The organism is Mycolicibacterium alvei, assembly GCF_010727325.1.
GTDB classification, from domain to species: Bacteria; Actinomycetota; Actinomycetes; order Mycobacteriales; family Mycobacteriaceae; genus Mycobacterium; species Mycobacterium alvei.
Genome location: NZ_AP022565.1, coordinates 586,154 through 610,008, shown reverse-complemented (window position 1 = coordinate 610,008; position 23,855 = coordinate 586,154). Strand labels below are relative to the sequence as shown.

Here is a 23,855-nt window from a genome sequence, read left to right as displayed (position 1 = left end):
CACACTGGTGTTTGACACTTTCAGATGCCCACAACCACCGAGGAGAGCGCATGAGTGGCAGTGGACCGTTCGGATTCGACCCCGAGGACTTCGACCGCGTCGCCCGCGATGCCCTCGACGGGTTGGGCAAGCTTTTCGGAAATTCCGGCCAGGCCACCGGGTGGGCCGGACTGATCGATGAGGTCACCCGGTTCTCACGACCCAGAACCGAGCCCGAGACCACCGGCGAGAAGGGCGACGGGGTGTGGGCGATCTACACCGTCGACGATGCCGGTGGTGCCCATATCGAGCAGGTTTACCCGCACGAACTCGATGCCCTGCGGGCCAACGCGGCCAACACTGATCCCGGCCGCCGGGTGCGGTTCTTGCCCTACGGCATCGCGGTCAGCGTGCTCGACACCGATACCGGCGAGTAACAACGGGTCCGAATGTGGACTGCACCGCTGCGCGACCGGCTAGGCTTCTGAGCCAAAGTCAATGAACTGGCCGGCCCGATTCGACAGGCGGCCGGCGCTACTGAGGGTGGAACATGATTCGCGAGCTCTTCGGTACCACGGCGGTCGCGGCGGCGGCGCTGGCAACGGCGATTTCGGTGGCGCCGGGCGCGCTCGCCGACGACAACAGCAATATGTACCCGGACAATCCCGGCCGCTATCCCACCGACGTCCCCGGCATGAGCTACGAGGCGTCCAACGGCGCACCCTGTTTCAGCTGGGAACGCAATGTGTTCGGCCGCGGGCCGGGCGGCACGGCGATGCAGTGCCGCTGGATCCCCAACCAGTGGCCACCGGTCTACACCGGCTTCTGGACCTATGCCTATCCGTTGCACGGCGTGCAGGAGATCGGCACACCGTGCCCGGGGCCGCAGGCCGCAGCACAGTCTCCCGACGGCCGGCCGATGCTGTGCCTCGGCGCGCAGGGCTGGCAGCCCGGCGTACTGACCGGCGACGGCTTCTTCCCGGTCTGAGGCGCGGGTCACACCCCCTCGGCCATACAGCCAAGCGCTCCTTGTATGGTCGTGGGGCCCGAATCCGTGCACACCAGGAGTGCCATGAGCGCTGACGTGAAGTTCGACCTGTCCACAGTGTTCTCCACGGTGGCCAAAGCCGTGCCCGATAACACCTTCCTGGTGTGGCGCGAGCACCGGTTCAGCTACGCAGAGTTCGACGCGCGCGTCGAGGGCTTCGCGCACTATCTGGTGTCGGCCGGCCTCGGCACGCACACCGAGCGCGATGAGTTGGCGGGGCACGAATCGGGTCAGGATCACCTCGGCATCTACCTGCGCAACGGCAACGAGTACCTCGAGTCGATGATCGGCAGCTACCGCGCCAGGGTGGCACCGTTCAACGTCAGCTACCGCTATGTCGAGGAGGAACTCCTCTACCTGCTGAAGGATTCGAACGCCCGCGCGGTGATCTACAACGCCGAGTTCGCGCCCCGGGTGGCGGCGATCCGCGACCAGTTGCCGAATCTGGCTGTGCTCATCCAGGTCGCCGACGAATCCGGCAACGAACTGCTGCCGGGTGCCGTCGATTACGAGACCATCCTGAAGACCCCTGCGCCGCAGGCGGGTATGCCGACCCCTTCGGGTGATGACCTGTACATCCTGTACACCGGCGGAACCACCGGCATGCCCAAGGGCGTGCTGTGGCGCCAGCACGACATCTTCCTGTCCTCGATGGGTGGCCGGCCGTTCGGCAGCGACACCTTCATCGCGTCGTACGAGGAACTCGCCGAGCGGGCCGCCACCGCGGGCGGCGGGCTGTCGCTGCTGATGATCCCTCCGTTCATGCACGGCGCCGCACAGTGGGCCGCTTACAACGCCATCACCATGAGCGGAAAGCTCGTCATTCCCGACGATGTCGTGCGGATGCGCCCGGACAACGTGCTGGCACTGGCCGCACGCGAACGGGTGCTGAGCATCCCCGTCGTCGGCGATGCGATCGCGCGGCCGCTGATCGACGAGATCGAGAAGGGCGACTACGACCTGTCCGGCCTGTTCACGATCACCAACGGCGGCGCGCCCCTCTCCCCGACCGTCCGCGAGCGCATCCTGGCCGCACTGCCGCACCTGATGTTGCTCGATGCCGTGGGCTCCTCGGAGTCGGGCACCCAGATGAGCACCGCTTCCACCGCAGGCACCGATTCCGAGGCCGCCACCTTCAATGCCCAATCCGATACCGCGGTGGTTGCCGAGGATCTGTCGCGGGTACTCGGCGCCGGCGAGGGCGGCGGCTGGCTGGCGCGACGCGATCTGATCCCGCTGGGCTACCTGGGCGACGAGGCCAAGACGGCACGCACTTTCCCCACCATCGACGGAGTCCGTTGGGCGGTTCCGGGCGACCGGGCAAACGTCTTGGACGACGGGCGTATTCAGCTGCTGGGCCGGGATTCGGTGACGATCAACTCCGGTGGCGAGAAGATCTTCGTCGAGGAGGTCGAGCGGGCCATTGCCGCACACCCGGCCGTCTACGACGTGGTCGTGGTCGGGCGCCCCTCGGAGCGCTGGGGCAACGAGGTCGTCGCGGTGGTGCAGTTCGCCGAAGGCGCTTCGGCCACCGACGAGGAACTCGTGGCGGTGTGTGAGACTGCGATCGCGCGCTACAAGATTCCCAAGGCGTTCGTCCGGTCACCTCAGATCGTGCGCTCCCCCGCAGGCAAGGCCGATTACCGCTGGGCCAAGTCGGTGGCCACCGAGCACGCCGAGGCCGTCAGTACCTCCTAGTCCGACATCACTTTGGCGATGGCGGCAAGCATCGTGGTGTGGGCGGCGACCGCCTGCTCCACGGTGAGCGCCAACAACGGCCTGGGCGCGGCGATGGTCAACTCTTCGGTGATCCGGGTGCCGGTGACGATCGTCACGAAGTCCACCCGACTGTCCAGCCGCACCTGCGGGAACTGTCTGGCGTGTGCGGTCACCGGGCCGGCGGTGGGGACGATCACCCGGGCGCGATACGTGATCGGAAGACCCATCGGCCCCAACGGGATCCGATCGCGCACCCGATAGTCCTGCTGGTATCCGTCGGCCAGGTCCACCCGGGATGTGCTGCGCACCCACTGCACGAGCGGGTGCACCCGCGGGATGTTGTCCAGATCGACGTAGAACGCCCGCACCTGTTCGGGCGGTGCGGGCACCTCACCGCTGACATTGCGCCGGGCCTGACCGATCCAGATGTTCACGGTGTTCAGTTCACCACAAGACGCAATCGTTCCCAGCCGCGCACCGTCGAGGTCGGCGCCAGTTGCGCACTGTCGTAGTCGATCTCCCATTCTGGGAAACGGTTGAGCAGTTCGTCGAGGGCCACCCGGCCTTCGAGCCGGGCCAGATTGGCGCCCAGGCAGTAGTGCAACCCTTTGCCGAAGGTGAGGTGGCTGATGTTGTCGCGGTGGACGTCGAAGGTGTCGGGGTTGCGGTAGCGGCGCGGATCGCGGTTGGCCGCCCCGAACAGCAGCAGCATCGCGCTCCCGGCCGGAACCGTGACACCGTTGTATTCGAAATCCCTTGCCACCCAGCGCGCCACATGCGGACCGGTGGGTTCGAAGCGAAGCGTCTCGTCGACCGCACGGGTCAGCAGTGAGCGGTCCCGCTCCACCTCGCGACGCTGGTCGGGATGTTCGGCGAGCACTTTTGCCAGCCAGCCGATGAGCCTGCCGGTGGTCTCGTTTCCCGCACCCGCCACCACCTGGGTGTAGTGCAGTACCTCTTTGCGCTCGAGCTTGCGGGTGACGCCGAACTCGTCGGTGAACTCGACGTTGAGTAGCGCCGTCATCAGGTCGTCGGAGGGATTCCTCGACCGCCACTCGACGTAGTCGGCGTAGATCCGGCCGTCGGCGATGCGGTCGGCCTGCACCACCTTCATGGGTGCGCCCGGTTTGGTACGCAGATTGGCGTCGTTGGCGTCACGCACCCCGATCTGCTCGGATTCCGGTATGCCGAGCAGCATCCCGATCACCCGCATCGGCATCATCGACGCCAGTTCGGCGATGATGTCGAAACCACCCGACCCGACCAGCGGGTCCAGGCAGCGCACGCAGAACTGCCGGATCTGGTCCTCGATCTCGGCCATCCGGCGCGGGGTGAACACCCGGGACATCAGCCCGCGCAACAGGGTGTGCATGGGCGGGTCTTCGAACATCATCACGCCCGGGGGCATGTCGAAGTCGGACTTGATCAGTTCGAGGATGTCACTTCGACTGTTGGAGAATGTTTCCCAGTCCGACAACGCTTCTTCTACATCGGCGTGCCGCGACACCGCCCAGAAGTCATAGCGCTCGTTGTAATACAACGGTGCCTCGTCGCGCAGTCGGGCGTACACCGGATAGGGATCGGCGACGATGCCGACGTCGTACGGGTCGTAGTAGACGGTCATTTGAGGCAACTGCCGGCGTCGACGGGAAGGGTGACCCCGGTGATGTAGCGGGCCTCGTCCGACGCCAAGAACAGGACCGCGTTGCTGATGTCCTCCGGGGTGACCCACGGGACCGGCAGCATGTGGAAGGTCTGGCAGATGGGCGCCAGGTCGTCGGGGCCGGGGTTCTCCAGGTCGGGCCGGAACATACGGTAGGTCTTCTCGTTCATCAGCATCGGGCTGTTGACGTGGGTCGGGTGCACGGTGTTGACCCGTATCGAATGCTGACCCAGTTCGACGGCAAAGCTGCGCATCAAGCCGACCACGCCGTGTTTCGCCGCGACGTAGTGCCCGGTAAAGGGGTAGGCCTTCGACCCGGCCACCGAGCTGGTCAGGATGATCGAACCGCCACGTCCACCCGCAAGCATATGGGACACACCGGCTTTCACGGTCTTCCACACCCCGCTGAGGTTGACGTCGATCATCTCCTGCCAGAGGTCCTCGTCCATCCGGTCCAGCTTCACCCCGGTGGTGCCGATCCCCGCGTTGGCCGCGATGATGTCCAGTCGGCCCAGCTGCTCGACGCCACTGTCGACCGCCGCCTTGAGCGCGCCGAAATCGCGTACATCGACCTCGGCGGTGACGATGCGCCGGCCGAGGTTCTTGACCAGGTCGGCAGTTTCGGCCAGGTCTTCGGCAGTCGCACCCGAGACCGGTGACCGGTCGAAGGTGGCACAGATGTCCACGGCGATGATGTCGGCGCCCTCGGTTGCCAGCCGCACCGCGTGGCTGCGCCCCTGCCCCCGGGCGGCTCCGGTGATCAGTGCAACCTTGCCGTCGACCCGTCCAGTCATTGCCCGCCCTCAATGCCGGGGCAGGTGTCGGGTTACCGCCACACTGCCTACCTTGGGCGATCGCCCAATAATTACACTCAGGCCATGTCTAGCAGCCGCCGCCGCGCGTGGTCAAGGATGCGATGAGTACGCACAAGGCCCCCGCCGGACGTGAGTCGACCACCCGGCGCGCCCTGATCCGGGCGACCGCCCAGGTCATGCTCGAGGAAGGTTATGCCGCCGCGACATCACGACGGGTGGCCGCGCATGCCGGGGTGAAACCGGCACTCGTGCACTACTACTTCCCCAGCATGGACGACCTGTTCGTGGCGGTGCTGCAGGCCGGAGCCGAGAGCAACCTGAGCACACAGCAGGAGGCCTTCGCCGAGGACGGCCCGCTGCACGCGCTGTGGGAGCTCAACAGCACACAGGGTGCAGCATTGTGGATGGAGTTCACGGCTCTGGCCAACCACCGCAAGGCCATCCGCACCGAGATCGCCGGCTACGCCGACCGGTTCCGCGCTCTGGAGGAGACCGCGATGGCCTCGGCGTTACAGGCCCACGGGGTCGACACGGACGAGTTTCCGCCCGTGGTGATGTCGATGATCGTGGCGAGTCTGGCCCGCATCCTGGTGCTCGAACAGGGACTGGGGATCAGCCGCGGGCACGGCCAGGCCCAGGATTTCGTGCGCCGCTACCTTGACCGGTTCGAACTGCCGCCGGGTGATCCGGAATGAGTCTTCTCCACGAGCTGATTTCGGTGGCCGCCGCCGGCACACCGCGACGCCAGGCCGTGGTGGGCGACGATGGGACCACCGCGACCTTCGCCGAGTTCGACCGCCAGGTCCGCGGTGTCGCAGGCTGGGTGGCCGCCCGGACCGCCCCGGGTGACCGGGTGGCGGTGGTCGCCGACAACAGCGCCGCCTACGCCCAGCTGTACTACGGTGTGCCGCGCAGCGGGCGCGTGCTCACGTTGATGAATCAGCGTCTCAGCCCGGCCGAGCAGGTGGCGCAGTTGGCCACCGCCAGGCCCACCCTTTTGCTCGGTGATGACCGGTATCTCTCGGCTCTTACCGGCACCGCGGCGCCGGCGGTCGCGTTCGGATCCGCAGAGTGGCAAGCCGCACCCGCAAGCGATCTCCCCTTCGCCGATGACGCCGGTCCGGACGATCCGGCCTGGCTACTGTTCACCAGCGGATCCACTGGTGTTCCGAAAGCTGTTTTACACAGCCATCATTCGATCCTCACCGCGGTGTGGGGCTCGGTGGAGGGTCGCTCGGTGCAGCCGGCCGGCGTGTACCTGTTGCCGTTCCCGATGTGCCATATCGCCGGTTACAATATGCTGGTTCAGCACGCGGTCGCCGCCACGGTCGTGCTGTGCGCACAATTTCGCCCCGAGAGTTTCGCACAACTGGTTCGCGCGCACAGGGTCACTTCGTGCTCGCTGGCGCCGACGATGCTGCACGCGCTGCTGGGCTATCTGGAACGCACCGCGACCGACCTGCCCACCCTCAACACGGTCGCCTACGGCTCTGCCGCGATGCCGCTGGATCTGCTGCGCCGCGCGATCGAGGTGCTCGGAGTCGACTTCCACCAGGGCTACGGGATGACCGAAACCGGTGGGAACATCACGTTTCTCGGTCCCGACGACCACCGGGCCGGCGCCGCGGGACGGCCCGAATTGCTCACCAGCGCCGGCCATCCACACCGCGCGGTCGAGATCGGCATCGCCGACCCGGACGGCGGGCTGGTGCCGACCGGTCAGGTGGGTAAGGTCGGCGAAATTCTGGTGCGCGGCGCACAGGTGACTCCCGGATACTGGCCGGACGGTGCCGGCACCGAGGATGGCTGGCTGCACACCGGCGATATGGGCCGCACCGACGCCGATGGTCGGCTGTTCGTGGTCGACCGGCTGAAGGACATCATCGTCACCGGCGGTGAGAACGTGTCCTCCCGCGAGGTCGAGGACGCTCTGTCCGGCCACCCCGGGGTCGACCAGGTGGCGGTGGTCGCGGTCCCCGATGACTACTGGGGCGAGGCGGTGTGTGCGGTGGTCGTCCCGGTGCCGGGGCGTCAACCGACCGCCGACGAGTTGATCGGCCACGCCCGCGGGATCATCGCCGGTTTCAAACGGCCACGGGTGGTGTTGTTCACCGAGTCGCTGCCGCTGACCGGCAACGGCAAGGTCGCCAAGGACCGGGTTCGTGCCTTCGCCCGCGCTGCCGTTCTGAGCGGCACCGAGAACGCGTAGTGGATCGGGCCAGGAGATGGCCGCGGCCAACCCCTCAAATGGCCCCGACCCAGCGAACGATACGCCCGGTACGCGCGTTTTCCGAGTTTTCCCTCAGATGCCCCGACAAATTCAGACAAGCCGTCAATGCAATCCCCGTCCCCGACTTAATGAGGGTGCTAGCGTTCCGTCCTACCTGACTACACCTGGGGGTGCCAAAGTGACTGCGAACAAACCCGACTGGACCAAGCCGGCCGCGCTGGCCATTCCGCCGGAGGGCTATTTCGAACTCGAACAAGGCAGGTATGGGCCCGTCTACCCGAGGACACCTGCCTGCCACGGCTTCTCCATCATCGCGAAGGTGAAGGAGGGGCGGGAAGAGGTAGTGCGCGAATACGGCAAGCAAATCGAGGCGGCGATCGCCGGCAGTCCGGACGTACTCGCGCCACTGCGACTGCATTATTTGCGTTGGGTACTTTTTGATGTCGGGTCGGGTCTACATTTCCAATACCAGGGCATCTTCGACACCGATTTCGACAAGTACACCGAGGATGCGGTGCAATTGTTCAGTAGCACCGGCATCACCACGGTGTTCACCCATCTGGAGGGGTTTCCCGAGGATTGGAAGGAGAACCCACAGGCGTTCATCGAGTTCGTCCGGGCGCACCAGGTTCCGAGCTTCCTGGAATACGGCGAGTATCCGTACGTCACCGCCGATGAGATCAAGAAGGCCCTGCGACTCAAGGCGGCCTTCTCGGACATGCTCGACCAGATGCAGTAGCCGACCGTGCTCGAGTTCGACGAGATCCAGCACATCCTGCTTACCCGCACCCCGGCGCTGACCGGGCGCTACGAGTTCCTGACGTTCGACACCCCCGAGGGTGGCCGGGCCTGGCTCGCCGCGCTGCTGGACAAGGTGTCCTCGGCCGCGGACGCGGTGGCGACCATGGACGAATCCGACCGTTGGGTCACGTTGGCCTTCACCTGGACCGGATTGCGGGCACTCGGCGTCGACGAGGAGGCGCTGGCCAGCTTCCCGGATGCGTTCCGGCAGGGCATGGCGGAGCGTGCCTCGATCCTGGGTGACACCGGCGCGGCCGCACCCGAACACTGGCTGGGCGGCCTGGCCGGCGAGGACCTGCATGCCATCGCAATCCTGTTCTCCCGCACCGACGAGCAGTGCCGTCGTTCCATCGATGAGCACGACAAGCTGCTGGACAGAACCGACGGGGTACGCAGCCTGTCCTATCTGGACCTGAACGCGAGCCCACCGTTCAACTACGCCCACGATCACTTCGGATTTCGCGACCGGTTGTCCCAACCGGTGATGAAGGGGTCCGGGGAGGAGCCGACCCCGGGTTCGGGTGATCCGCTGGAGCCCGGTGAGTTCATCCTCGGCTATCCCGATGAAGACGGACCGGTCGCCAATCTGCCCAAGCCGGAGGTGTTGTCCCGCAACGGCAGCTATATGGCCTACCGCCGGCTCGAGGAGCACGTCACGCTGTTCCGGGATTACATCCGTGAACGGTCGGATTCACCCGAAGCCGGGGAACTGCTGGCGGCGAAGTTCATGGGGCGGTGGCGCAGCGGCGCTCCCCTGGTGCTGGCACCCGAGCACGACGATCCCGAGCTGGGTGCAGATCCCATGCGCAACAACGATTTCAACTACAAAGAGATGGATCCCTTCGGCTACGCCTGCCCGCTGGGGTCACATGCGCGCCGACTCAACCCACGGGACACCGCGCACTACATGAACCGCCGCCGGATGATCCGGCGCGGCGCCACCTACGGCCCGGCCCTGCCCGACGGCGCACCCGACGACGGTGCCGAGCGTGGTATCGCGGCGTTCATCATCTGCGCCGATCTGGTGCGCCAGTTCGAGTTCGCGCAGAACGTCTGGATCAACGACAAGACGTTCCACGAACTGGACAACGAGCACGACCCGATTTGCGGCACCCAGGACGGCACGCTGGACTTCACCGTACCCAAACGGCCGATACGTAAGGTACACAAGGGAATTCCGGCATTCACCACGCTTCGGGGTGGCGCCTACTTCTTACTACCGGGTATGTCGGCATTGCGGTACCTGGCCGCCGGAGACGGAAAGGCCGTCTCTTGACCGGTGCCCGCACCTACAACCAGACACACGTTCCCCGCCGCCACGACGGATGCCGCCGGATCAGCATCTACTGGACGTGGAGCTACCCGTGGGAAGCCCAGCGCAGTCCGGCCGCCATGGAGAACCGGTTCTCCACGATGACCGAGGTCCGCAACGTGCTGTGGCCGGCATACGAGACACCCGAATACGACGGAGCCGCTTTTCTGCAGGGCATCGCCGGAACGCTGGAGTTGTTCCACCGGTCGACGCTGGCCTTCCAGGACTTGGCCGGCGAAGCGACCGGGCACCCGGTGGCCGTGTTCCAGCGGATCGACCAGGCCGGCTACCGGCTACCGATCGACGAGCGGATTCTCGACGACTGCGACACCCTGATGGTGTTCGGCCTCGACCACATCTTGTCCGAACAGGAGGCCAATGCCGCCGAGATCGAGGCGATCCGTCGCTGGCTGCGGCGCGAGGGCACCTGTCTACTGCTGGCGCCGCATCACGATGTCGGCGACACCGACGATTACGCCCGACGCCAGGTCGAGTATCTGCATCACGGCGATCCGCTGGTGCCACGGCAGCAGCGGTTCGGGCAGTACACCCGCTCGCTGATGTCGGCGCTCGACGTCCCGGTGCACAACGTCTGGGGGCTACGTCCGGCGGTGGTGGAGGGCACCACCGAGATCGCCCCGTTGACGGCACTGCGCGATCTGGACTCCCCCGGTTTGCTCGCCGATGTCCCCACCTTCAATTTCCACCCGCACCTGCCGCACTACCAACTGACCGCACCGGAAAGCAGCGCACTGCGGGTGCTGGGGCGCCAGCGCGTCGACCCGACCCGGCCGCATCCGTTCACCGAGGCGGGCAACACCGAGTTCAACGCGCTGATCTGGATGCCCCCGGCGGGTGGTCGGGCCGGCGATATCGTCCTGGTCGATTCCACCAATTTCACAACGTTGTTCGGCGGTACCGACAGTCTCAGGCATTTCTGGAACAACGTGGCGACCATGCCGTAATTCGGGCGGGCTCCCTGCTACGGCATCGCGCCGAGGAAACACAGGCTGCAGGCGCAGGTGCGGGCAGTGGCACTGCCGCCGGGCCGGGCGCCGGATCTGCCGCAAGGTGCGGCTCGGCTGCCGGTGGGCCGCCGGGTGCCTGCGCGATGGTCGGCACCGACTCCCGGATCACCGGAATCGGCGCACCAGCACCAGCGACTCACACACCGCCACCGCGGTGTCGGTGTCAACCGTCACCACAGCGGGCCCGAGGAAGTGGCTGCAGCCCGAGGCCACCAGGGCACAGTGAGATGTCGAGCTGACCATCGCGTGGACATCTGCGCGGCCGGCTATCGTCCAGCCCTCGACCTCGTAACTGGCCGTCGGTCGCCCACCGCGCGGCAGTGCCGTCGGCGTCGGCGGCGTCCACATGCGGGCCGTAGGACGCCACTAACCGGGCGATGTCGCGTTCGTCCTCCAGGCGGCGCAGCCGCGCCTCCGGTGCTGCCACCTCGGACGTCGTCACTGCGCTCGCCTGTTGATCAGGTCGCGGATGGCAGCGTCGGACGTGAGCATCACCTGGGCCCGACCAAGGTGGTCCAGTCCTTCGCGGGCAACCTCGGCGGGATCGTTGATCAGCATGCCCGGGGCGTCGAAGTTCAGGCCGGCGCGCTGCATCGCCGGCGTGCGGGTCACCCCGAGCACCAGCTCCAGCACGTCGACGTTGTGGCGCATCGATCCCGCATAACCCGCCAGCGACCCCACCAGCAGGATGCCGCCCCGGCCGCGCGCGGCCATCGGCCTGCCGAAGTGCTGGACAACTCCATCATCCGGGTCACGTTGAGGTCGACGAACTGTCCACCAAGTCCACCGGCAGCGTGCGCACCTGCACGCCCAGCTCCCGGCCGTTGCGCGGTGGCTTCCAGCGGGCCGGCCTTGCGCGCCAGCAAGACCAGGTTGAACCCGTCCTCGGCGAGCAGGCGGGCGAACTCCGCGCCCACACCTTCGGAGCCGCCGGCGATCACGGCCCACGGCCCGTATCTGGCAAGGTCGGTCATCCCTCGGATGCTATCTTTGGCCGCCAGACCAGCCCGGATCCGGGCGGCAAGGAGGCAATCATCGGTACATACGCGGTCACCGGGTCCGCATCCGGCATGGGATTGCAGGTCACCCAACGACTCCAGGATCTCGGACACACCGTGATCGGTGTGGACCTCAAAGAAGGCCAGGTGGTAGCCGACCTGTCCACCCCGCAGGGCCGCCGCGCAGCGGCCGACGGCGTGCTGGCCGCGTGCGGTGGAGTGCTCGACGGGGCCGTGCTGGCCGCCGGCCTCGGCCCTGGCCCGGGGGCCGACCGCAACCGGTTGATCGCCGAGGTCAACTTTCTCGGAGTGGTCGAACTCCTCGAAGCCTGGCGGCCCGCTCTGGCTAAAGCCGACCGTGCCAAAGTCGTAGTGATCTCGAGTAATTCGACGACGACGGTACCGATCGTTCCCCGCCGCACCATCCGCGCATTGATGGCACGCGACACCGACAAGGCGGTCCGATCGCTGCGCCTGTTGGGCCGGAACGGATCGGCCCTGATGTATGCGGCTTCCAAGATTGCGGTGAGCCGCTGGCTGCGGACCAATGCCGTTACCGCGGCCTGGGCCGGAGCCGGTATCCGAATGAACGCGCTGGCCCCGGGCGCCATCCTGACGCCACTCCTACAGGCCCAACTCGCCGATCCGCGCGAGGGTGCCGCCGTGCGGAAGTTCCCGGTACCGGTCGGCGGGTACGGCGACGCAGGCCACCTCGCCGACTGGATGTGTTTCATGCTGTCGGACTCGGCCGATTTCCTCTGTGGCAGTGTGATTTTCGTCGACGGCGGCTCCGATGCCTTCTTCCGCCCCCAGGAGTGGCCGAAGGCCGTGCCGCTGCACCGGTTGCCGCGGTACCTGTGGCGATTCACCCGCGGCGTTCGGGGTGCTTGAGGCGGGACACCCACCGCGGCGCGCGTGGTCCGCGGTCGCACTGCTGGCCCTGGTCGGCACCCTCAACTACGTCGACCGATTCCTGCCCTCGGTCTTGGCCGAGCCGATCAAACACGACCTTGCCCTGTCGGACACCGCGATCGGGGTGATCAACGGCTTCGGCTTCCTGATCGTGTACGCGGTGCTCGGCGTCGTGGTGGCCCGGGTCGCCGACCGCGGGGCGTACGGCGCGGTGATCGCCGCCTGTCTGACGCTATGGGGCACCATGACCATGCTCGGCGGTGCCGTGCAATCCGGTTTTCAGCTCGCGCTCACTCGGGTGGGTGTCGCGGTCGGCGAGGCGGGCAGTACCCCGGCCGCGCATGCCTACGTGGCCCGCAATTTCGCCCCGGAACGTCGCGCGGCACCGCTGGCAGTCATTACGTTCGCGATTCCCCTGGCCAGCGCCACCAGCCTGATCGGCGGCGGACTGCTGGCCGAAAATCTCGGCTGGCGAACGGCTTTCGTCGTGATAGGTGCGTTCAGCGTGGTGTTCGCCCCGCTGGTGCTGTGGATCGTCGGGACCCGTCAATCGCTGCCGGTTGCGGTCCGGCAGGAACCGGACATCACGGTCAAGTGGTGGGCGCTGCTGCGTAAACGCAGCTTCCTGGCCGTTATCGGCGGGACGGCGTTGGTCTCGGCCGCCGGTTACTCGCTGACCACATTCTCCCCGGCCTTCCTGATGCGGACGCGGTCCATGTCGCTCAGCGAGGTCGGGTGGGAGTACGGCCTGGCCACCGGCCTGGCCGGGGTGCTCGGGTTGCTGATCGTGGGTCGGCTGGCCGATCGGCTGGCGGTACGCGATGCACGCTGGCTGCTGTGGATTGTGGTGGCGACGACGGCCCTGCTGCTGCCGGCCTCGGTGCTGGCGTTCACCGTCGAGAGCCGCGTGGCGTGCGTGTGGTTCCTGGCTCTGAGTTACGTCATCGGCACGGCGTACCTGGCTCCGTCCATCGCGGCCATCCACCGTCTGGTGCTGCCCGGGCAACGGGCTACCGCGTCGGCGATCTTCCTGTTCTTCAACGCCACCCTGGGGTCCGTCGGTCCGTTCGTCACCGGCCTGATCAGTGACACGCTGACCGCCGACCTCGGCGCGCAGGCGCTGGGACGGGCCCTGCTGATCCTGGTGCCCGCGCTGCAGCTGATGGCAATGGGCTGCTACCTCATCGCCGCACGTTGGTACCGCGACGACATCATCGAGACGGCTGCCTAGTCCGGGCTGATCGACTGCCGGTCGGTGGCCCGCTCCCGCCGGCGGGTGGCGCCCCACAGGCCGACCCCGATGCCGACCACGGCTCCCCCGAGGCCGATGACCTGCTGCGACCGGGGCATCTGGTCGTGGACCGCCACGCCGCCGAGCAGGTCGGCGGCGTCGGCACCGCCGGAGGCCAGGAACCAGCCGCGAGTGTCCTTGCCGCGTAATCCCGCCGCCAGCAGCAGCCCGCCGATCAGCGCATCGCGATATCCCATCGACCGCAGCAGCAGTTGCGCCGTCATGTCGGGTTCGTTCCGTGCGCCCCACAGTCGGTTGGCTCGCAACGGGTCGACGAGAAACGAGACGCCCGACGCGAAGCGGACGGCGCCGGCGGCCAGCGCGACTGCGTCAGCCATCAGTGCTTCTTCTTCGGAACGATGACCTCTGGCGGACCGTCGGGATGTAACGCACCGCCCTCGTTGACCCAGTCGTTGATCTCGGCGGCATCCTCCGGTGGCACCGGCCGACGCCTGCTGAAGATCGATTTCACTTTCCTGGTGAACTTCGACATCTGCCGATCCTAGGGCCCCGGCGGGTTGCTCACGGCGACACCGTTCCAACTCGACCATGCCGTTAGCGAAACACCCTGACATCGGCTGTCTTTGGGATTTTCCCGCCGGAACGTGCGACAACCTCGAATCCGGGTAGTTTGCCGATTTGCGCCAACTCGGTCCGTCCGGGCCCGCATCCCGCGATAATCACCAGTACCCGAGTTCAGGAGCGCAGACATGGCCACCACCGACGCCAACGCACAGACCAACTCGTCGTTCGAGAAGGATGTCGAGGCCACGCAGGCCTACATCGACAGCCCTCGGTTCGAGGGCATCACCCGGCTGTACACGGCGCGGCAGGTCGCTGAGCAGCGCGGCACCATCCCGTCGGATTATCCGGTGGCCCGCGAGGCCGCCACCGCGTTCTATCCTCACCTTCGCGAGCTGTTCGCCCAGAAGAAGAGCATCACCACCTTCGGGCCGTATTCGCCGGGCCAGGCGGTGGTGATGAAACGGATGGGCATCGGGGGTATCTACCTGGGCGGCTGGGCCACTTCGGCGAAGGGCTCGATCAGCGAAGATCCCGGGCCCGACCTGGCGAGTTACCCACTGAGCCAGGTACCCGACGAGGCGGCCGGGCTGGTCCGTGCCCTGCTGACCGCCGATCGCAATCAGCAGTACCTGCGGTTGCGGATGACCCCGGAGCAGCAAGCAGCATCACCCGTCTACGACTACCGGCCCTTCATCATCGCCGACGCCGATACCGGCCACGGCGGCGATCCGCACGTGCGCAACCTGATCCGCCGCTTCGTCGAGTCCGGGGTGCCGGGCTACCACATCGAGGATCAGCGTCCCGGCACCAAGAAGTGCGGTCACCAGGGCGGCAAGGTGCTGGTGCCGTCGGACGAGCAGATCAAGCGGCTCAACACCGCCCGGTTCCAGCTGGACATCATGCGGGTGCCCGGCATCATCGTCGCGCGCACCGACGCCGAGGCGGCCAACCTGATCGACAGCCGCGCCGACGAGCGCGACCAACCGTTCCTACTGGGGGCGACGAACCTCTCGGTGCCCACCTACAAGTCGTGCTTCCTGGCGATGGTGCGCCGGTTCTACGACCAGGGCGTCACCGAACTCAACGGCCACCTGCTCTACGCGCTGCCCGACGGTGAGTACGCGACCGCCGAGGCTTGGCTGGAACGCCAGGGCATCACGAACACGATCGACGAGGCCGCCAAGGGTCACCGGTCCGGCGATTCGGTGGATGCCCTGTTCGACAAGGTCGAGTCGGCGTTCGTCGAAGCGTGGCAGGCCGACGCCGGCCTGAACACCTACGGCGAGGCGGTCGCCGAACTGCTGGAATACCGGGAACGCGAGGGTGAGCCGATCGCGATGGGCGCCGACGACTGGCGTACCTTCGCCGCGCGGGCATCGCTGTACACGGCGCAGGAGAAGGCGCGCGAGCTGGGCGTCGACGTGGCTTGGGACTGCGAGCGGGTGAAGACCCCCGAGGGCTACTACCAGGTTCGCGGCGGCATTCCGTATGCGATCGCGAAGTCGCTGGCGGCCACGCCGTTTGCCGACATCCTGTGGATGGAGACCAAGACCGCCGACCTGGCCGACGCCAAGCAGTTCGCCGACGCGATCCACGCCGAGTACCCCGACCAGATGCTCGCCTACAACCTGTCACCGTCGTTCAACTGGGACACCACCGGGATGACCGATGACGAGATGCGGGCGTTCCCCGAGGAACTCGGCAAGATGGGGTTCGTCTTCAACTTCATCACCTATGGCGGCCACCAGGTCGACGGCGTGGCGTGCGAGGAGTTCGCCACCTCGCTCCAGCAGGAAGGCATGCTGGCGTTGGCCCGTCTGCAACGCAAGATGCGACTCGTCGAATCTCCCTACCGAACACCGCAAACCCTGGTGGGCGGCCCCCGCAGCGATGCAGCGCTCGCGGCGTCCTCGGGCCGCACCGCCACCACCAAGTCGATGGGCGCCGGCTCCACACAGCACCAGCATCTGGTGCAGACCGAGGTGCCCAAGAAGCTGCTCGAGGAGTGGCTGGCGATGTGGGGCGATCACTACAAGATCGGCGAGAACCTGCGGGTGCAACTGCGACCGCGCCGCGCCGGATCGGACGTGCTCGATCTCGGTATCTACGGCAGCGGTGACGAGCCGCTGGCCAACGTTGTCGTCGACCCCATCAAGGACCGGCATGGCCGCAACATCCTCACGGTGCGCGACCAGAACACCTTCGCCGAGAAGCTGCGCAAGAAGCGCCTGATGGATCTGATCCACGTGTGGCTGATCCACCGGTTCAAGCCGGAGATCGTCTACTACGTGACACCGACCGAGGACAACCTCTATCAGACCGAGAAGATGAAGGCGCACGGCATCTTCAGCGATGTGTACCAGGAGGTCGGCGAGATCATCGTGGCCGACGTGAACCAGGCCCGCATCGATGAGCTGCTGGCACCCGATCGTGAGGCGCTGGGACGGTTGATCCGCAAGGAGGACTGAGGTTTTCGCCGGGTGTTCGCACCCGGTCCTGGAATCCGATGCACGGGTGCCTTGGTGAATCAGACCGTGACAGCCCTGCCCGCGCTGGCCCGCGCAGCGACGACCGCGATGACGAATCCGACGAGTGCTGACCATCCCAGCACACCGTCGAGCCCGTTCTTGGCCATCAGCGTCAATGTGGTACCGGCGACGCACAGCAGGACACCGGTCAGTACCGACCGGGGCCCGCTGATCAGAACCCGGCTGTCCCACCACGGAAGCGGACGGTGTTCCAGTGGTGACAGCAGCCGGAAAGCCACCGCCATGAGAACGGCGAAAACGGCTGCGCGCAGGGCAAGGTGGGCCCAGAAGCCCGGGGCATGTGGATCGAAGGCGTCAAGGCCGAGAGCGTGCAGGCTGAACGCGGCGATCGCGATCACCGGGATGTGCCACAGGTACAGCGTCATGGCTCCCCCGTTGCCCATCGCCACCACGTACCAGACGCGTGGACGGGCGGCCCAGCGCCGGACCGGGTTCGCGGCGGCGATGAACAGACATGGCATCCAGATGCACTGCAGTGCCAGCAGCAGCGTCGGAGGTGACACGTTGGACACCCGCTCGGTTCCGGTGACGACCAGGGACACGTCGTAAATACCGGTGAGAGCGAGGATTACCTGCGCGGTCAAGGCGACGACTGCGATCCCCAGCGCCCGCCGTGCACAGATCAGGTGACGCGCATAGGCCACCCCGATCACGACCGGGATCAGCCAAACGATGATCAGGTTGGCGGTGCCCGCCTCGGGCGTTCCCACTGCGAACCGGATCGCATCCACCACCGCGGACGTGGTGAGCAGTCCGGCGACCACCCAGGCCAGGGTCCGACCGGTGGTCAGGCGCATCAGCGCCGGGACAAAGGCGAGCGCCACCAGGTAGACGCCCAGGAACCACAGCAGCGCCACGCATTCGCGCCCGAGTGCCGACGCGGACGAGGCTCCCATCGTCGCGTGGACCACCGGCAGGACCACCGTCCACACGGCCAGGTACCAGAACACCGGCCGGCACAGCCGTTGTGCGCGGGCGAGCAGCCATTCTCCCCAGGGTCGTCCGTCGCGCCAGCTGTAGGCGCCCGCGGCCCCACCGGCCATGAAAAACAGCGGCATCACCTGCAGCACCCAGGTAACCGGGGCCAGCGCAGGCAACGCGCCGAGGATGTTGCCGACCCGCACGCCGCCGGAGTCGATGGTGGCCAACAGCAGGGCACAGTGCCCGAACATGACCACGAGCAGGGCGCCCAGGCGCGCCACGTCGACGGCGCGGTCGCGGTCGCGTGTGGTGTCGCGGGCGACGGTGTCCGAGGTCGGAACGACCTCATCGATGGGCATGGCTCCAGTCTGCCGGTCTGAGAGCACTGTGCGAATGGGTATTACTACGTGTCGGGCAGGACCGGGCCCCGCCGATGGCAAAGATTACCCGCCGCGGCGGTGACCGCAGTAGATTGCTGCCGTGGGGAAACGACGGTTGGCCGGCGGCGCAGGACGCTTGCTGGCACTTGCCGCCTCGGTCGCTCTCGCCGGGGGCATGGTGTATGCGCAGAGCACCGAGTCGAAGTGGCGTCCGGAGGCCCCATCGGTAACACCGCCGCCCAGCAGTCAGCCACCGGTGCCGGTCCCGGCTCAGGCCGAGTTGGTGGCGGCCAGCGCACCCGTCGTGGCCCGTGACTTCCAGTTCTCCCTGCCGAAAGGCCCGGCGCCCGAGGGCGGGCTGCAACTCAAGACGATCTGGGTGGCCCGTGCCATCGCTGTGATGTTCCCCGAGATCACCACGATCGGCGGGTATCGGCAGGACGCGCTGAAGTGGCACCCCAACGGTCTGGCCATCGACGTGATGATCCCGAACTACCACTCCAAGCAGGGCATCGAGCTCGGAAATCAGATCGCCGGTTTCGCCCTGGCCAACGCCGAACGTTGGGGTGTGCTGCATGCGATCTGGCGTCAGGGCCTCTATCCCGGGATCGGCGCACCGCACTGGACCGCGGACTACGGCAACGAGACTGCCAATCACTTCGACCATGTGCACATCGCCACCGACGGTGGCGGGTATCCCACCGGGCACGAGACCTATTTCCTGGGGTCGATAAGCCGCTAGGAAGCCGAAGGGGCAACGTTGAGTCGGCAGGTAGGGTGCTGTCGATGAAGCGCGTACAGGTGGTGCGCGGATACGGCGGCATCAGCGCGGCCGACCGCCGCACCGAACGACGGAGCAAGCTGCTCGCCGCGGGACGACAGATCTGGGGCGAATCCGGGATCACCGAGGTGACCGTACGTGCCGTCTGCAGTGCCGCCGGGTTGACGTCACGCTACTTCTACGAGCAGTTCGAGACCCGAGACGCATTGCTGTTCGCCATTTCCGACGATGTCCGGGATCAGTTGCTGACCGCGCTGGTGAACGCCGGCGTCGGCGACCCGGGCAAGCTGGCCGACAAACTCCGGTCGGCACTCACCGCATTCCTCGAGATCATCGCGGCCGACCCGCACATCCACCGCATCGCCACCGGCGATGTCAGCAGCGTCGCCGGACTGACCGAGCACCGCACACACATCCTGGAGATGATCACCGGCCTGATCGTCCAGCTCGCACCGGATGTGCTGCAGTCGGCGGCGCCGGGCCCGGCCGAATTGCGCCGTGGCGCACAGTTCATGGTCGGCGGGGTGAACCAGATCATCGAAGCCTGGCTCGAGGACCCCGCGGAAACGCCCGAGGAACTCGCGGCCGAATGCGCCACCCTCTGCGTCGCCGTGGTTCGCGGCGTCACCCGGTCGGACGTTTAGGCGTCACATCCAGCTCGGCGGCCGGATCGAATTCGCCACGTCGACAAGGCGGTAGCGGTGACGCCGCCGCGGCGAGTGTCGCGCAAGCTCCCGCAACGCTTCCTCGACACCGACGCGTAGTCCCCGTTGGTCGAAGTCATGGCCGAGAAGCCGTTCCCCGCAGGCATTCACCGCGCCCGAGCGGCGCCAGTCGAGGGCGGTGCCGAGGACGAGCGCTCGGATCTGCAAAACGCGTGCCTCGGTCTCGGGCAGGCCACCCACCCGCCGCGCGGCATCGCGTAAGTCTGCCTCGGTGATGTCCGCGCTGGACCGCCCCTCGAGCAGCAGCACCACCGACGTCAGTTGGGCTTCACCGTAGTGGCGCGAGGTCACCGGGATCTGGTCGAGCACGTCGATCGCTCCCACCCGATCGCCGCGGTGGAAGAGGACGCGAGCCAGGCCGAACGCTGCGCTCACCATCGCGTGGTCGGTACGCCACAACGTGCGGTAGTACCGTTCGGCCAAGGCCCGCAAGCGTTCCGCGTCCGGCGCGTCGTCGGTGTCCAGCAACAGTTCCGCCGTCGCGGCCGCCGCCAACTTGGGTGCGGCCTCACCGGGAAGCAGGGCGACGACACGCTCGAAACAGGTCAGGGACGTCCCGAGGTCGCCGGCCTGCAGGCCGGCGATCCCGTCGTCCCACTCGATTCGCCAGTCATCGTCGGACTCCTCGACCTGCACGGGTTCAGGCAAGGCGCAGGCGATGTCGCGGGCGTCCAGGGCAACGGTGCGTCGACGGCCGTCGACGAATACATCGGTGCTCCGCAACGCCAGATCGGCACCGAAGGTGGAGCGCGGCGGGCTGAACAGCGTTGAGGTCCTCGGGGCCGGCGAACCGGTCTGCTCGGCGAGAATCTCGTGGAGCACACCCCGGCACTGGTCGGCCATCTCGTCCACCGACGAGAACCGTTGTGCTGGGCGGGGGTTGGTAGCGCGGACAAGCAAGCGGTAGAAGGACTCGTACTGTTCGAACAGCGGCACCTCGTCGCGGGTGGGCAACGTCTCGGCGTAGCGGTCGTTCGGCAGGTCCACGGTCAGTTTGGCCAGCGTACGGCCGACCGTATAGACGTCCGTGGCGACGGTAGGTCCGGTCCGCACGATCTCGGGTGCCTGAAATCCTTTGGTGCCGTAGATGTATCCGAACTCCTCGACGCCCGAAACCGCGCCCAGGTCGATCAACTCGACGTTGTCCTCGGTGAGCATGATGTTCTCCGGCTTGAGGTCGTTGTAGACCAGGCCCAGTGAGTGCAGATAAAACAGCGACGGCATGAGGTCGAGCAGATAGCCGAGTGCCTGCTCCACCGGCATCATCTGTCTGGCTTCTTCACCCGAGGCAGCCTGCTGCTCCGCCAGGATGGCTTCCAGAGTCGTTCCGCCGATGTACTCCATCACGATGTAACCCACCGGGCGGCCATCGAAGCCAGGATGTTCGACGAAGTTGTAGATCTTGACGATGCCGGGGTGATTCACCATCGCGAGGAATTGCCTTTCGGCGACAGCGATCTGCTGCGCCTGCTGTCCTCCGGGCTGGAGCAGACCTTTCAGCACCACCCACCGATCGCTGACATTGCGGTCGATCGCCAGATAGATCCAGCCGACACCGCCGTGTGCGATGCAGCCCTGGACGTCGTACTGACCGGCCACCAACTCCCCGGTCTCCAGATGCGGTGAGAACGAGAAAATGGCACCGCACCGTGGACACACCCCGTCGCTGGAGCCGGGTTGTCCGGCACTGCCCTGCCCCACTGGGCGTTCGCAGCCGGGGCACACCCGTTTCTCCTCGGCGACAACAGGGTTGGCGAGAATAGCACTGGCGGGTTCGATGTCCCCTCGGATCGGGATCTCGACCAAGCCATTGCCGACGCGCCGCCGCCCGGTGCGCAACCGCGGACGGGTTGTCGGCGTGCCCTCGGCCTTGACCGGTGCCGATTCGGTCACCAGGACGGCTCGCGTTCCCTCTTGTCCTGCCATGTCAGTCCCGGTACCTCGGCTCCGGCGGACGCGGCGCATCGCCGAGAACGTTGAGCCACTTCCGGTACAGCGACGACCAGGTGCCGTCGCGCCGGATCCGTTCCAGGGTGCCGTTGACTGCCCGGACCAGATCCTCGCGGGCTTTGTTCATCCCGATGCCGTAGGGCTCGGCCTCCAGGCCGGGGCCCACCAGGTGCAGGTTGGGATCCTGCACCGCCATGCCGGCCAGTATCGAGTCGTCGGTGCTGACCGCATCGGTCTGCCCCTGCTGCAGTGCCACCAGGCAGTCGTCCCAATTCTGAACCGCGAGCAGGGTCGCGTCGGGTGCCACCCGGGCGACAGTCGCCAGGGAGGTGGTGTCCACCTGTGAACACACCCGTTTCCCGGCCAGATCTGCGGGCCCGTCGATCGGCGAATCCTTCGGCACCAGCAACCGCTGGTGCGCGTCGAGATACACCGTGGAGAAGGCGATCTGCTCCGCACGGGCACAGGTGATCGTCATGGCCTTCACGACGATGTCGACCGAGCCGTCCTGCAGCGCACTGATGCGCTCGGGTGAGGTCAGCAGGCGGAACTCCACCCTGGTGGGATCGCCGAGCAGATCGCGGGCCACCTCGCGGGCGATGTCGACGTCGAAGCCGCGCAGTTCACCTGAGACCGGATCGCGAAAACTCAACAGATTGGTGCTCTGGTCGATACCGACCACCAGTCGGCCCCGTTGCCGAATCGCCTGCACCGCCGGGCCAGACACCGTCGACGGATGCAAACTCGCTGTGGCATCGCAACTCTCGACAGGAACACCTGGCACGTGTGATGTCACGGCGGCCCCGCTGGGCAGCGGCAGCGTGGTGCGCGAGGCGGACACCTCGGCGAGCGGTTGCGCCGCGGAACATCCTCCCATCACCGTCGCGGCGAGCAGGAGAAGTCCGGCAACGGCTCGCATCAGTGATACTCGCTCAACCTCGGTGCGACACCGGCGGCCACCGCTAGTGCGGCCAGCACACTGATGGCTGCGGCACCGGCCGGGAGTGCGCTCAGCGCCTCGTAGGCGCGGGTGAGGCCGTCGCGCTGCCGATCGCGCAGGCGGGCGATGTCGGCCCCCAACGCCTCGTCGAGCCGGCCGAACTGGGCCGTGGACTGCTGCGGCCCGTCGTCCCGCGCGATCGCCACGGCCTCGGCGTAGTTGCCGCGGCCCAATGTTCGCCGGGCCTCGGCGTGCGATGCCGTCCAGGCACGCAACGCGTCCTGCGCCCCGATCACCGGATGGCCGTCGAGTATCCGGCCGACATCGGCGGTGCGCTGTTCGAATCGGATGTCGGAGAGCGGATCGGACCCGCGTTTGAGCAGTCCGAGGATCTCGTCGGCACGGGCCTGCTGAACCAGAATCCGGGCCGTCACCGCCGATTCCAGTGGCTCACCGCCTTCGATGCGGGCGCTGCTGACCGCGTGCGTCACCATCAGTCCGGCCACGGCCAACCACACCGCGAGCGCGGCCATCAACACCGACGCCATCACCAGACCAGGGTTGAGGCGCCGATGACTGCGCCTGGCGAGATAGACCTGCGCCAGCACCAACAACCCCACCACGAGTGCGGCTCCCGCGATCAACACCGGTGGTGTGGCCGTCGACCGTCCCGCTGCCGTGACGGCATCGGCCTGCGTCCGGTACAGCCGCTCGGCGTCGGGCAGGATGGACTGCTGCAGCAGTGTGGACGATTCGCTGAGGTACCCGACGCCGATCGGGCGGCCGCCGCGGTTGGTCGCACGAGCGGTCGCCATCATGCCGGTGTACACCGCCAGCTGGTTGGACAGGTCGGTGAGCAACGTCAGCGATGGAATGTCGTTGGGCGACACCCCATTCGATGCGGTGACCAGACCGGCCGACGCCTCCCCTATCGCAGCGTCGTAACGCTTGCGGACCTCGGGCGGTTCGACGCCGCCGGCCAGAAACGCGGTGGCCGCGGTGGTGTTGGCCGACGACAGCGCACCGTAGATCCGTTGCGCTGCATCGGCCAGCGGTTCGGTGTGCGACCGCAGGGTCGCCAGTTGGCGTTGCCGGCTGGACTCCGTCACAGACGCTGCGACACCCACGATGAGAACTGCCGTAACCAGAAACACCGCCAGCACCGCTATCCGGCCCGGTGTGGCCCGCAGGAAATCGACGACCGGCCGGTCTTGTTCGTCGACATCGGCCAGCACGGACTCGTCGAGTGTGCGCATCGGCATCACCTCGCGATCGAACGCCGCCGAAT

Annotated in this window: 22 protein-coding genes and 2 pseudogenes; 13 read left to right on the top strand and 11 right to left on the bottom strand. The window is 66.9% G+C overall.

The features are described from left to right. The first annotated feature begins 50 nt into the window (after window positions 1–50). The 3 genes from G6N44_RS02820 to G6N44_RS02810 all read left to right on the top strand — a co-directional run bounded on the left by G6N44_RS02820 (window position 51) and on the right by G6N44_RS02810 (window position 2,725). Window positions 51–416 carry an Rv0313 family protein gene (locus G6N44_RS02820; RefSeq protein ID WP_163660931.1) on the top strand — a complete coding sequence of 122 codons (366 nt, stop codon included), beginning with the start codon at window positions 51–53 and terminating at the stop codon, window positions 414–416. 113 nt (window positions 417–529) lie between these two features. Next, window positions 530–967 carry a hypothetical protein gene (locus G6N44_RS02815; RefSeq protein WP_163660929.1) on the top strand — a complete coding sequence of 146 codons (438 nt, stop codon included), beginning with the start codon at window positions 530–532 and terminating at the stop codon, window positions 965–967. Between the two features lie 84 nt (window positions 968–1,051). After that, window positions 1,052–2,725: an acyl-CoA synthetase gene (locus G6N44_RS02810; protein WP_163660927.1), complete on the top strand. Its 1,674-nt coding sequence runs from the start codon at window positions 1,052–1,054 to the stop codon at window positions 2,723–2,725. Here G6N44_RS02810 and G6N44_RS02805 read toward each other — a convergent pair. Genes G6N44_RS02805 through G6N44_RS02795 form a run of 3 tightly spaced genes read right to left on the bottom strand, consistent with a single transcriptional unit; the run spans window position 2,722 to window position 5,203 of the window. Then, entirely contained in the window at window positions 2,722–3,180 is a 459-nt protein-coding gene (locus G6N44_RS02805; protein WP_163660925.1) for an SRPBCC family protein, read from the bottom strand. The two genes, G6N44_RS02810 and G6N44_RS02805, sit on opposite strands and share 4 nt — an antisense overlap. A 5-nt stretch (window positions 3,181–3,185) precedes the next feature. Continuing rightward, window positions 3,186–4,370 carry a cytochrome P450 gene (locus G6N44_RS02800; RefSeq protein WP_163660923.1) on the bottom strand — a complete coding sequence of 395 codons (1,185 nt, stop codon included), beginning with the start codon at window positions 4,368–4,370 and terminating at the stop codon, window positions 3,186–3,188. Then, on the bottom strand, window positions 4,367–5,203 hold the full coding sequence (locus G6N44_RS02795) for a mycofactocin-coupled SDR family oxidoreductase (protein ID WP_163660921.1): 837 nt from the start codon (window positions 5,201–5,203) through the stop codon (window positions 4,367–4,369). The genes G6N44_RS02800 and G6N44_RS02795 overlap by 4 nt, the downstream gene beginning before the upstream one ends. A gap of 122 nt (window positions 5,204–5,325) precedes the next feature. Between G6N44_RS02795 and G6N44_RS02790 the strand changes: the two genes are divergently transcribed. The 5 genes from G6N44_RS02790 (at window position 5,326) to G6N44_RS02770 (ending at window position 10,532) form a co-directional block, all read left to right on the top strand. Then, entirely contained in the window at window positions 5,326–5,919 is a 594-nt protein-coding gene (locus tag G6N44_RS02790) for a TetR/AcrR family transcriptional regulator (RefSeq protein WP_163660919.1), read from the top strand. Beyond that, a complete protein-coding gene (locus G6N44_RS02785; RefSeq protein WP_163660917.1) occupies window positions 5,916–7,433 on the top strand; it encodes an AMP-binding protein in 1,518 nt (505 codons plus the stop codon). The genes G6N44_RS02790 and G6N44_RS02785 overlap by 4 nt, the downstream gene beginning before the upstream one ends. Window positions 7,434–7,632: 199 nt before the next feature. Then, the gene (locus G6N44_RS02780) at window positions 7,633–8,193 is read left to right on the top strand and encodes a hypothetical protein (protein WP_163660916.1); all 561 of its coding nucleotides are present in this window, start codon (window positions 7,633–7,635) and stop codon (window positions 8,191–8,193) included. Window positions 8,194–8,199: 6 nt separating this feature from the next. After that, the gene (locus G6N44_RS02775; protein WP_163660914.1) at window positions 8,200–9,531 is read left to right on the top strand and encodes a Dyp-type peroxidase; all 1,332 of its coding nucleotides are present in this window, start codon (window positions 8,200–8,202) and stop codon (window positions 9,529–9,531) included. Further along, window positions 9,528–10,532: a hypothetical protein gene (locus G6N44_RS02770; RefSeq protein WP_163660912.1), complete on the top strand. Its 1,005-nt coding sequence runs from the start codon at window positions 9,528–9,530 to the stop codon at window positions 10,530–10,532. Before G6N44_RS02775 ends, G6N44_RS02770 begins: the two co-directional genes overlap by 4 nt. A 180-nt stretch (window positions 10,533–10,712) precedes the next feature. Here the strand turns inward: G6N44_RS02770 and G6N44_RS02765 are convergent. Both G6N44_RS02765 and G6N44_RS02760 read right to left on the bottom strand, forming a co-directional pair. Continuing rightward, window positions 10,713–11,037 (bottom strand): annotated as a pseudogene (locus G6N44_RS02765) (nuclear transport factor 2 family protein); the annotation flags it as partial. Next, a pseudogene (locus tag G6N44_RS02760) lies at window positions 11,034–11,569 on the bottom strand (SDR family NAD(P)-dependent oxidoreductase). The pseudogenes G6N44_RS02760 and G6N44_RS02765, both read right to left, overlap by 4 nt. A gap of 60 nt (window positions 11,570–11,629) precedes the next feature. Between G6N44_RS02760 and G6N44_RS02755 the strand changes: the two are divergent. Then, the gene (locus G6N44_RS02755) at window positions 11,630–12,484 is read left to right on the top strand and encodes an SDR family oxidoreductase (protein ID WP_179964535.1); all 855 of its coding nucleotides are present in this window, start codon (window positions 11,630–11,632) and stop codon (window positions 12,482–12,484) included. Continuing rightward, window positions 12,477–13,736 (top strand): spinster family MFS transporter, encoded by a 1,260-nt coding sequence (locus G6N44_RS02750; RefSeq protein WP_163660908.1) that lies wholly within the window; start codon window positions 12,477–12,479, stop codon window positions 13,734–13,736. The genes G6N44_RS02755 and G6N44_RS02750 overlap by 8 nt, the downstream gene beginning before the upstream one ends. Here the strand turns inward: G6N44_RS02750 and G6N44_RS02745 are convergent. Beyond that, window positions 13,733–14,137, bottom strand: a complete 405-nt coding sequence (locus tag G6N44_RS02745) for a DUF4267 domain-containing protein (RefSeq protein ID WP_372508177.1) — start codon at window positions 14,135–14,137, stop codon at window positions 13,733–13,735. The two genes, G6N44_RS02750 and G6N44_RS02745, sit on opposite strands and share 4 nt — an antisense overlap. After that, complete coding sequence (locus G6N44_RS02740) at window positions 14,134–14,289, bottom strand: hypothetical protein (protein WP_163660904.1); 156 nt, start codon at window positions 14,287–14,289, stop codon at window positions 14,134–14,136. The genes G6N44_RS02745 and G6N44_RS02740 overlap by 4 nt, the downstream gene beginning before the upstream one ends. Before the next feature lie 217 nt (window positions 14,290–14,506). On the opposite strand from G6N44_RS02740, the gene aceA reads away from it, so the two are divergent. Next, window positions 14,507–16,789, top strand: coding sequence for an isocitrate lyase ICL2 (aceA, locus tag G6N44_RS02735; protein ID WP_163660902.1), 2,283 nt, complete (start codon window positions 14,507–14,509; stop codon window positions 16,787–16,789). A 59-nt stretch (window positions 16,790–16,848) separates the two neighbouring features. On the opposite strand, the gene G6N44_RS02730 is transcribed toward aceA, so the two are convergent. Next, window positions 16,849–18,150 (bottom strand): acyltransferase family protein, encoded by a 1,302-nt coding sequence (locus G6N44_RS02730; RefSeq protein ID WP_163660900.1) that lies wholly within the window; start codon window positions 18,148–18,150, stop codon window positions 16,849–16,851. Between the two features lie 121 nt (window positions 18,151–18,271). Here G6N44_RS02730 and G6N44_RS02725 point away from each other — a divergent pair, with 121 nt between their 5' ends. Further along, entirely contained in the window at window positions 18,272–18,913 is a 642-nt protein-coding gene (locus tag G6N44_RS02725; RefSeq protein WP_163660898.1) for a VldE C-terminal domain-containing protein, read from the top strand. A 44-nt stretch (window positions 18,914–18,957) separates the two neighbouring features. Continuing rightward, window positions 18,958–19,596, top strand: a complete 639-nt coding sequence (locus tag G6N44_RS02720) for a TetR/AcrR family transcriptional regulator (RefSeq protein WP_163660897.1) — start codon at window positions 18,958–18,960, stop codon at window positions 19,594–19,596. A gap of 3 nt (window positions 19,597–19,599) precedes the next feature. Here the strand turns inward: G6N44_RS02720 and G6N44_RS02715 are convergent, their stop codons facing one another. From G6N44_RS02715 to G6N44_RS02705, 3 genes are read right to left on the bottom strand one after another with little or no spacing between them, the layout of a single operon-like run. Beyond that, on the bottom strand, window positions 19,600–21,603 hold the full coding sequence (locus G6N44_RS02715; protein ID WP_163660895.1) for a serine/threonine-protein kinase: 2,004 nt from the start codon (window positions 21,601–21,603) through the stop codon (window positions 19,600–19,602). Window position 21,604: 1 nt separating this feature from the next. Continuing rightward, window positions 21,605–22,546 carry a glutamate ABC transporter substrate-binding protein gene (locus G6N44_RS02710; RefSeq protein ID WP_163660893.1) on the bottom strand — a complete coding sequence of 314 codons (942 nt, stop codon included), beginning with the start codon at window positions 22,544–22,546 and terminating at the stop codon, window positions 21,605–21,607. Next, window positions 22,546–23,823 (bottom strand): GlnX family signal transduction membrane protein, encoded by a 1,278-nt coding sequence (locus G6N44_RS02705; RefSeq protein ID WP_235682923.1) that lies wholly within the window; start codon window positions 23,821–23,823, stop codon window positions 22,546–22,548. The genes G6N44_RS02710 and G6N44_RS02705 overlap by 1 nt, the downstream gene beginning before the upstream one ends. Between the last annotated feature and the right edge of the window lie 32 nt (window positions 23,824–23,855).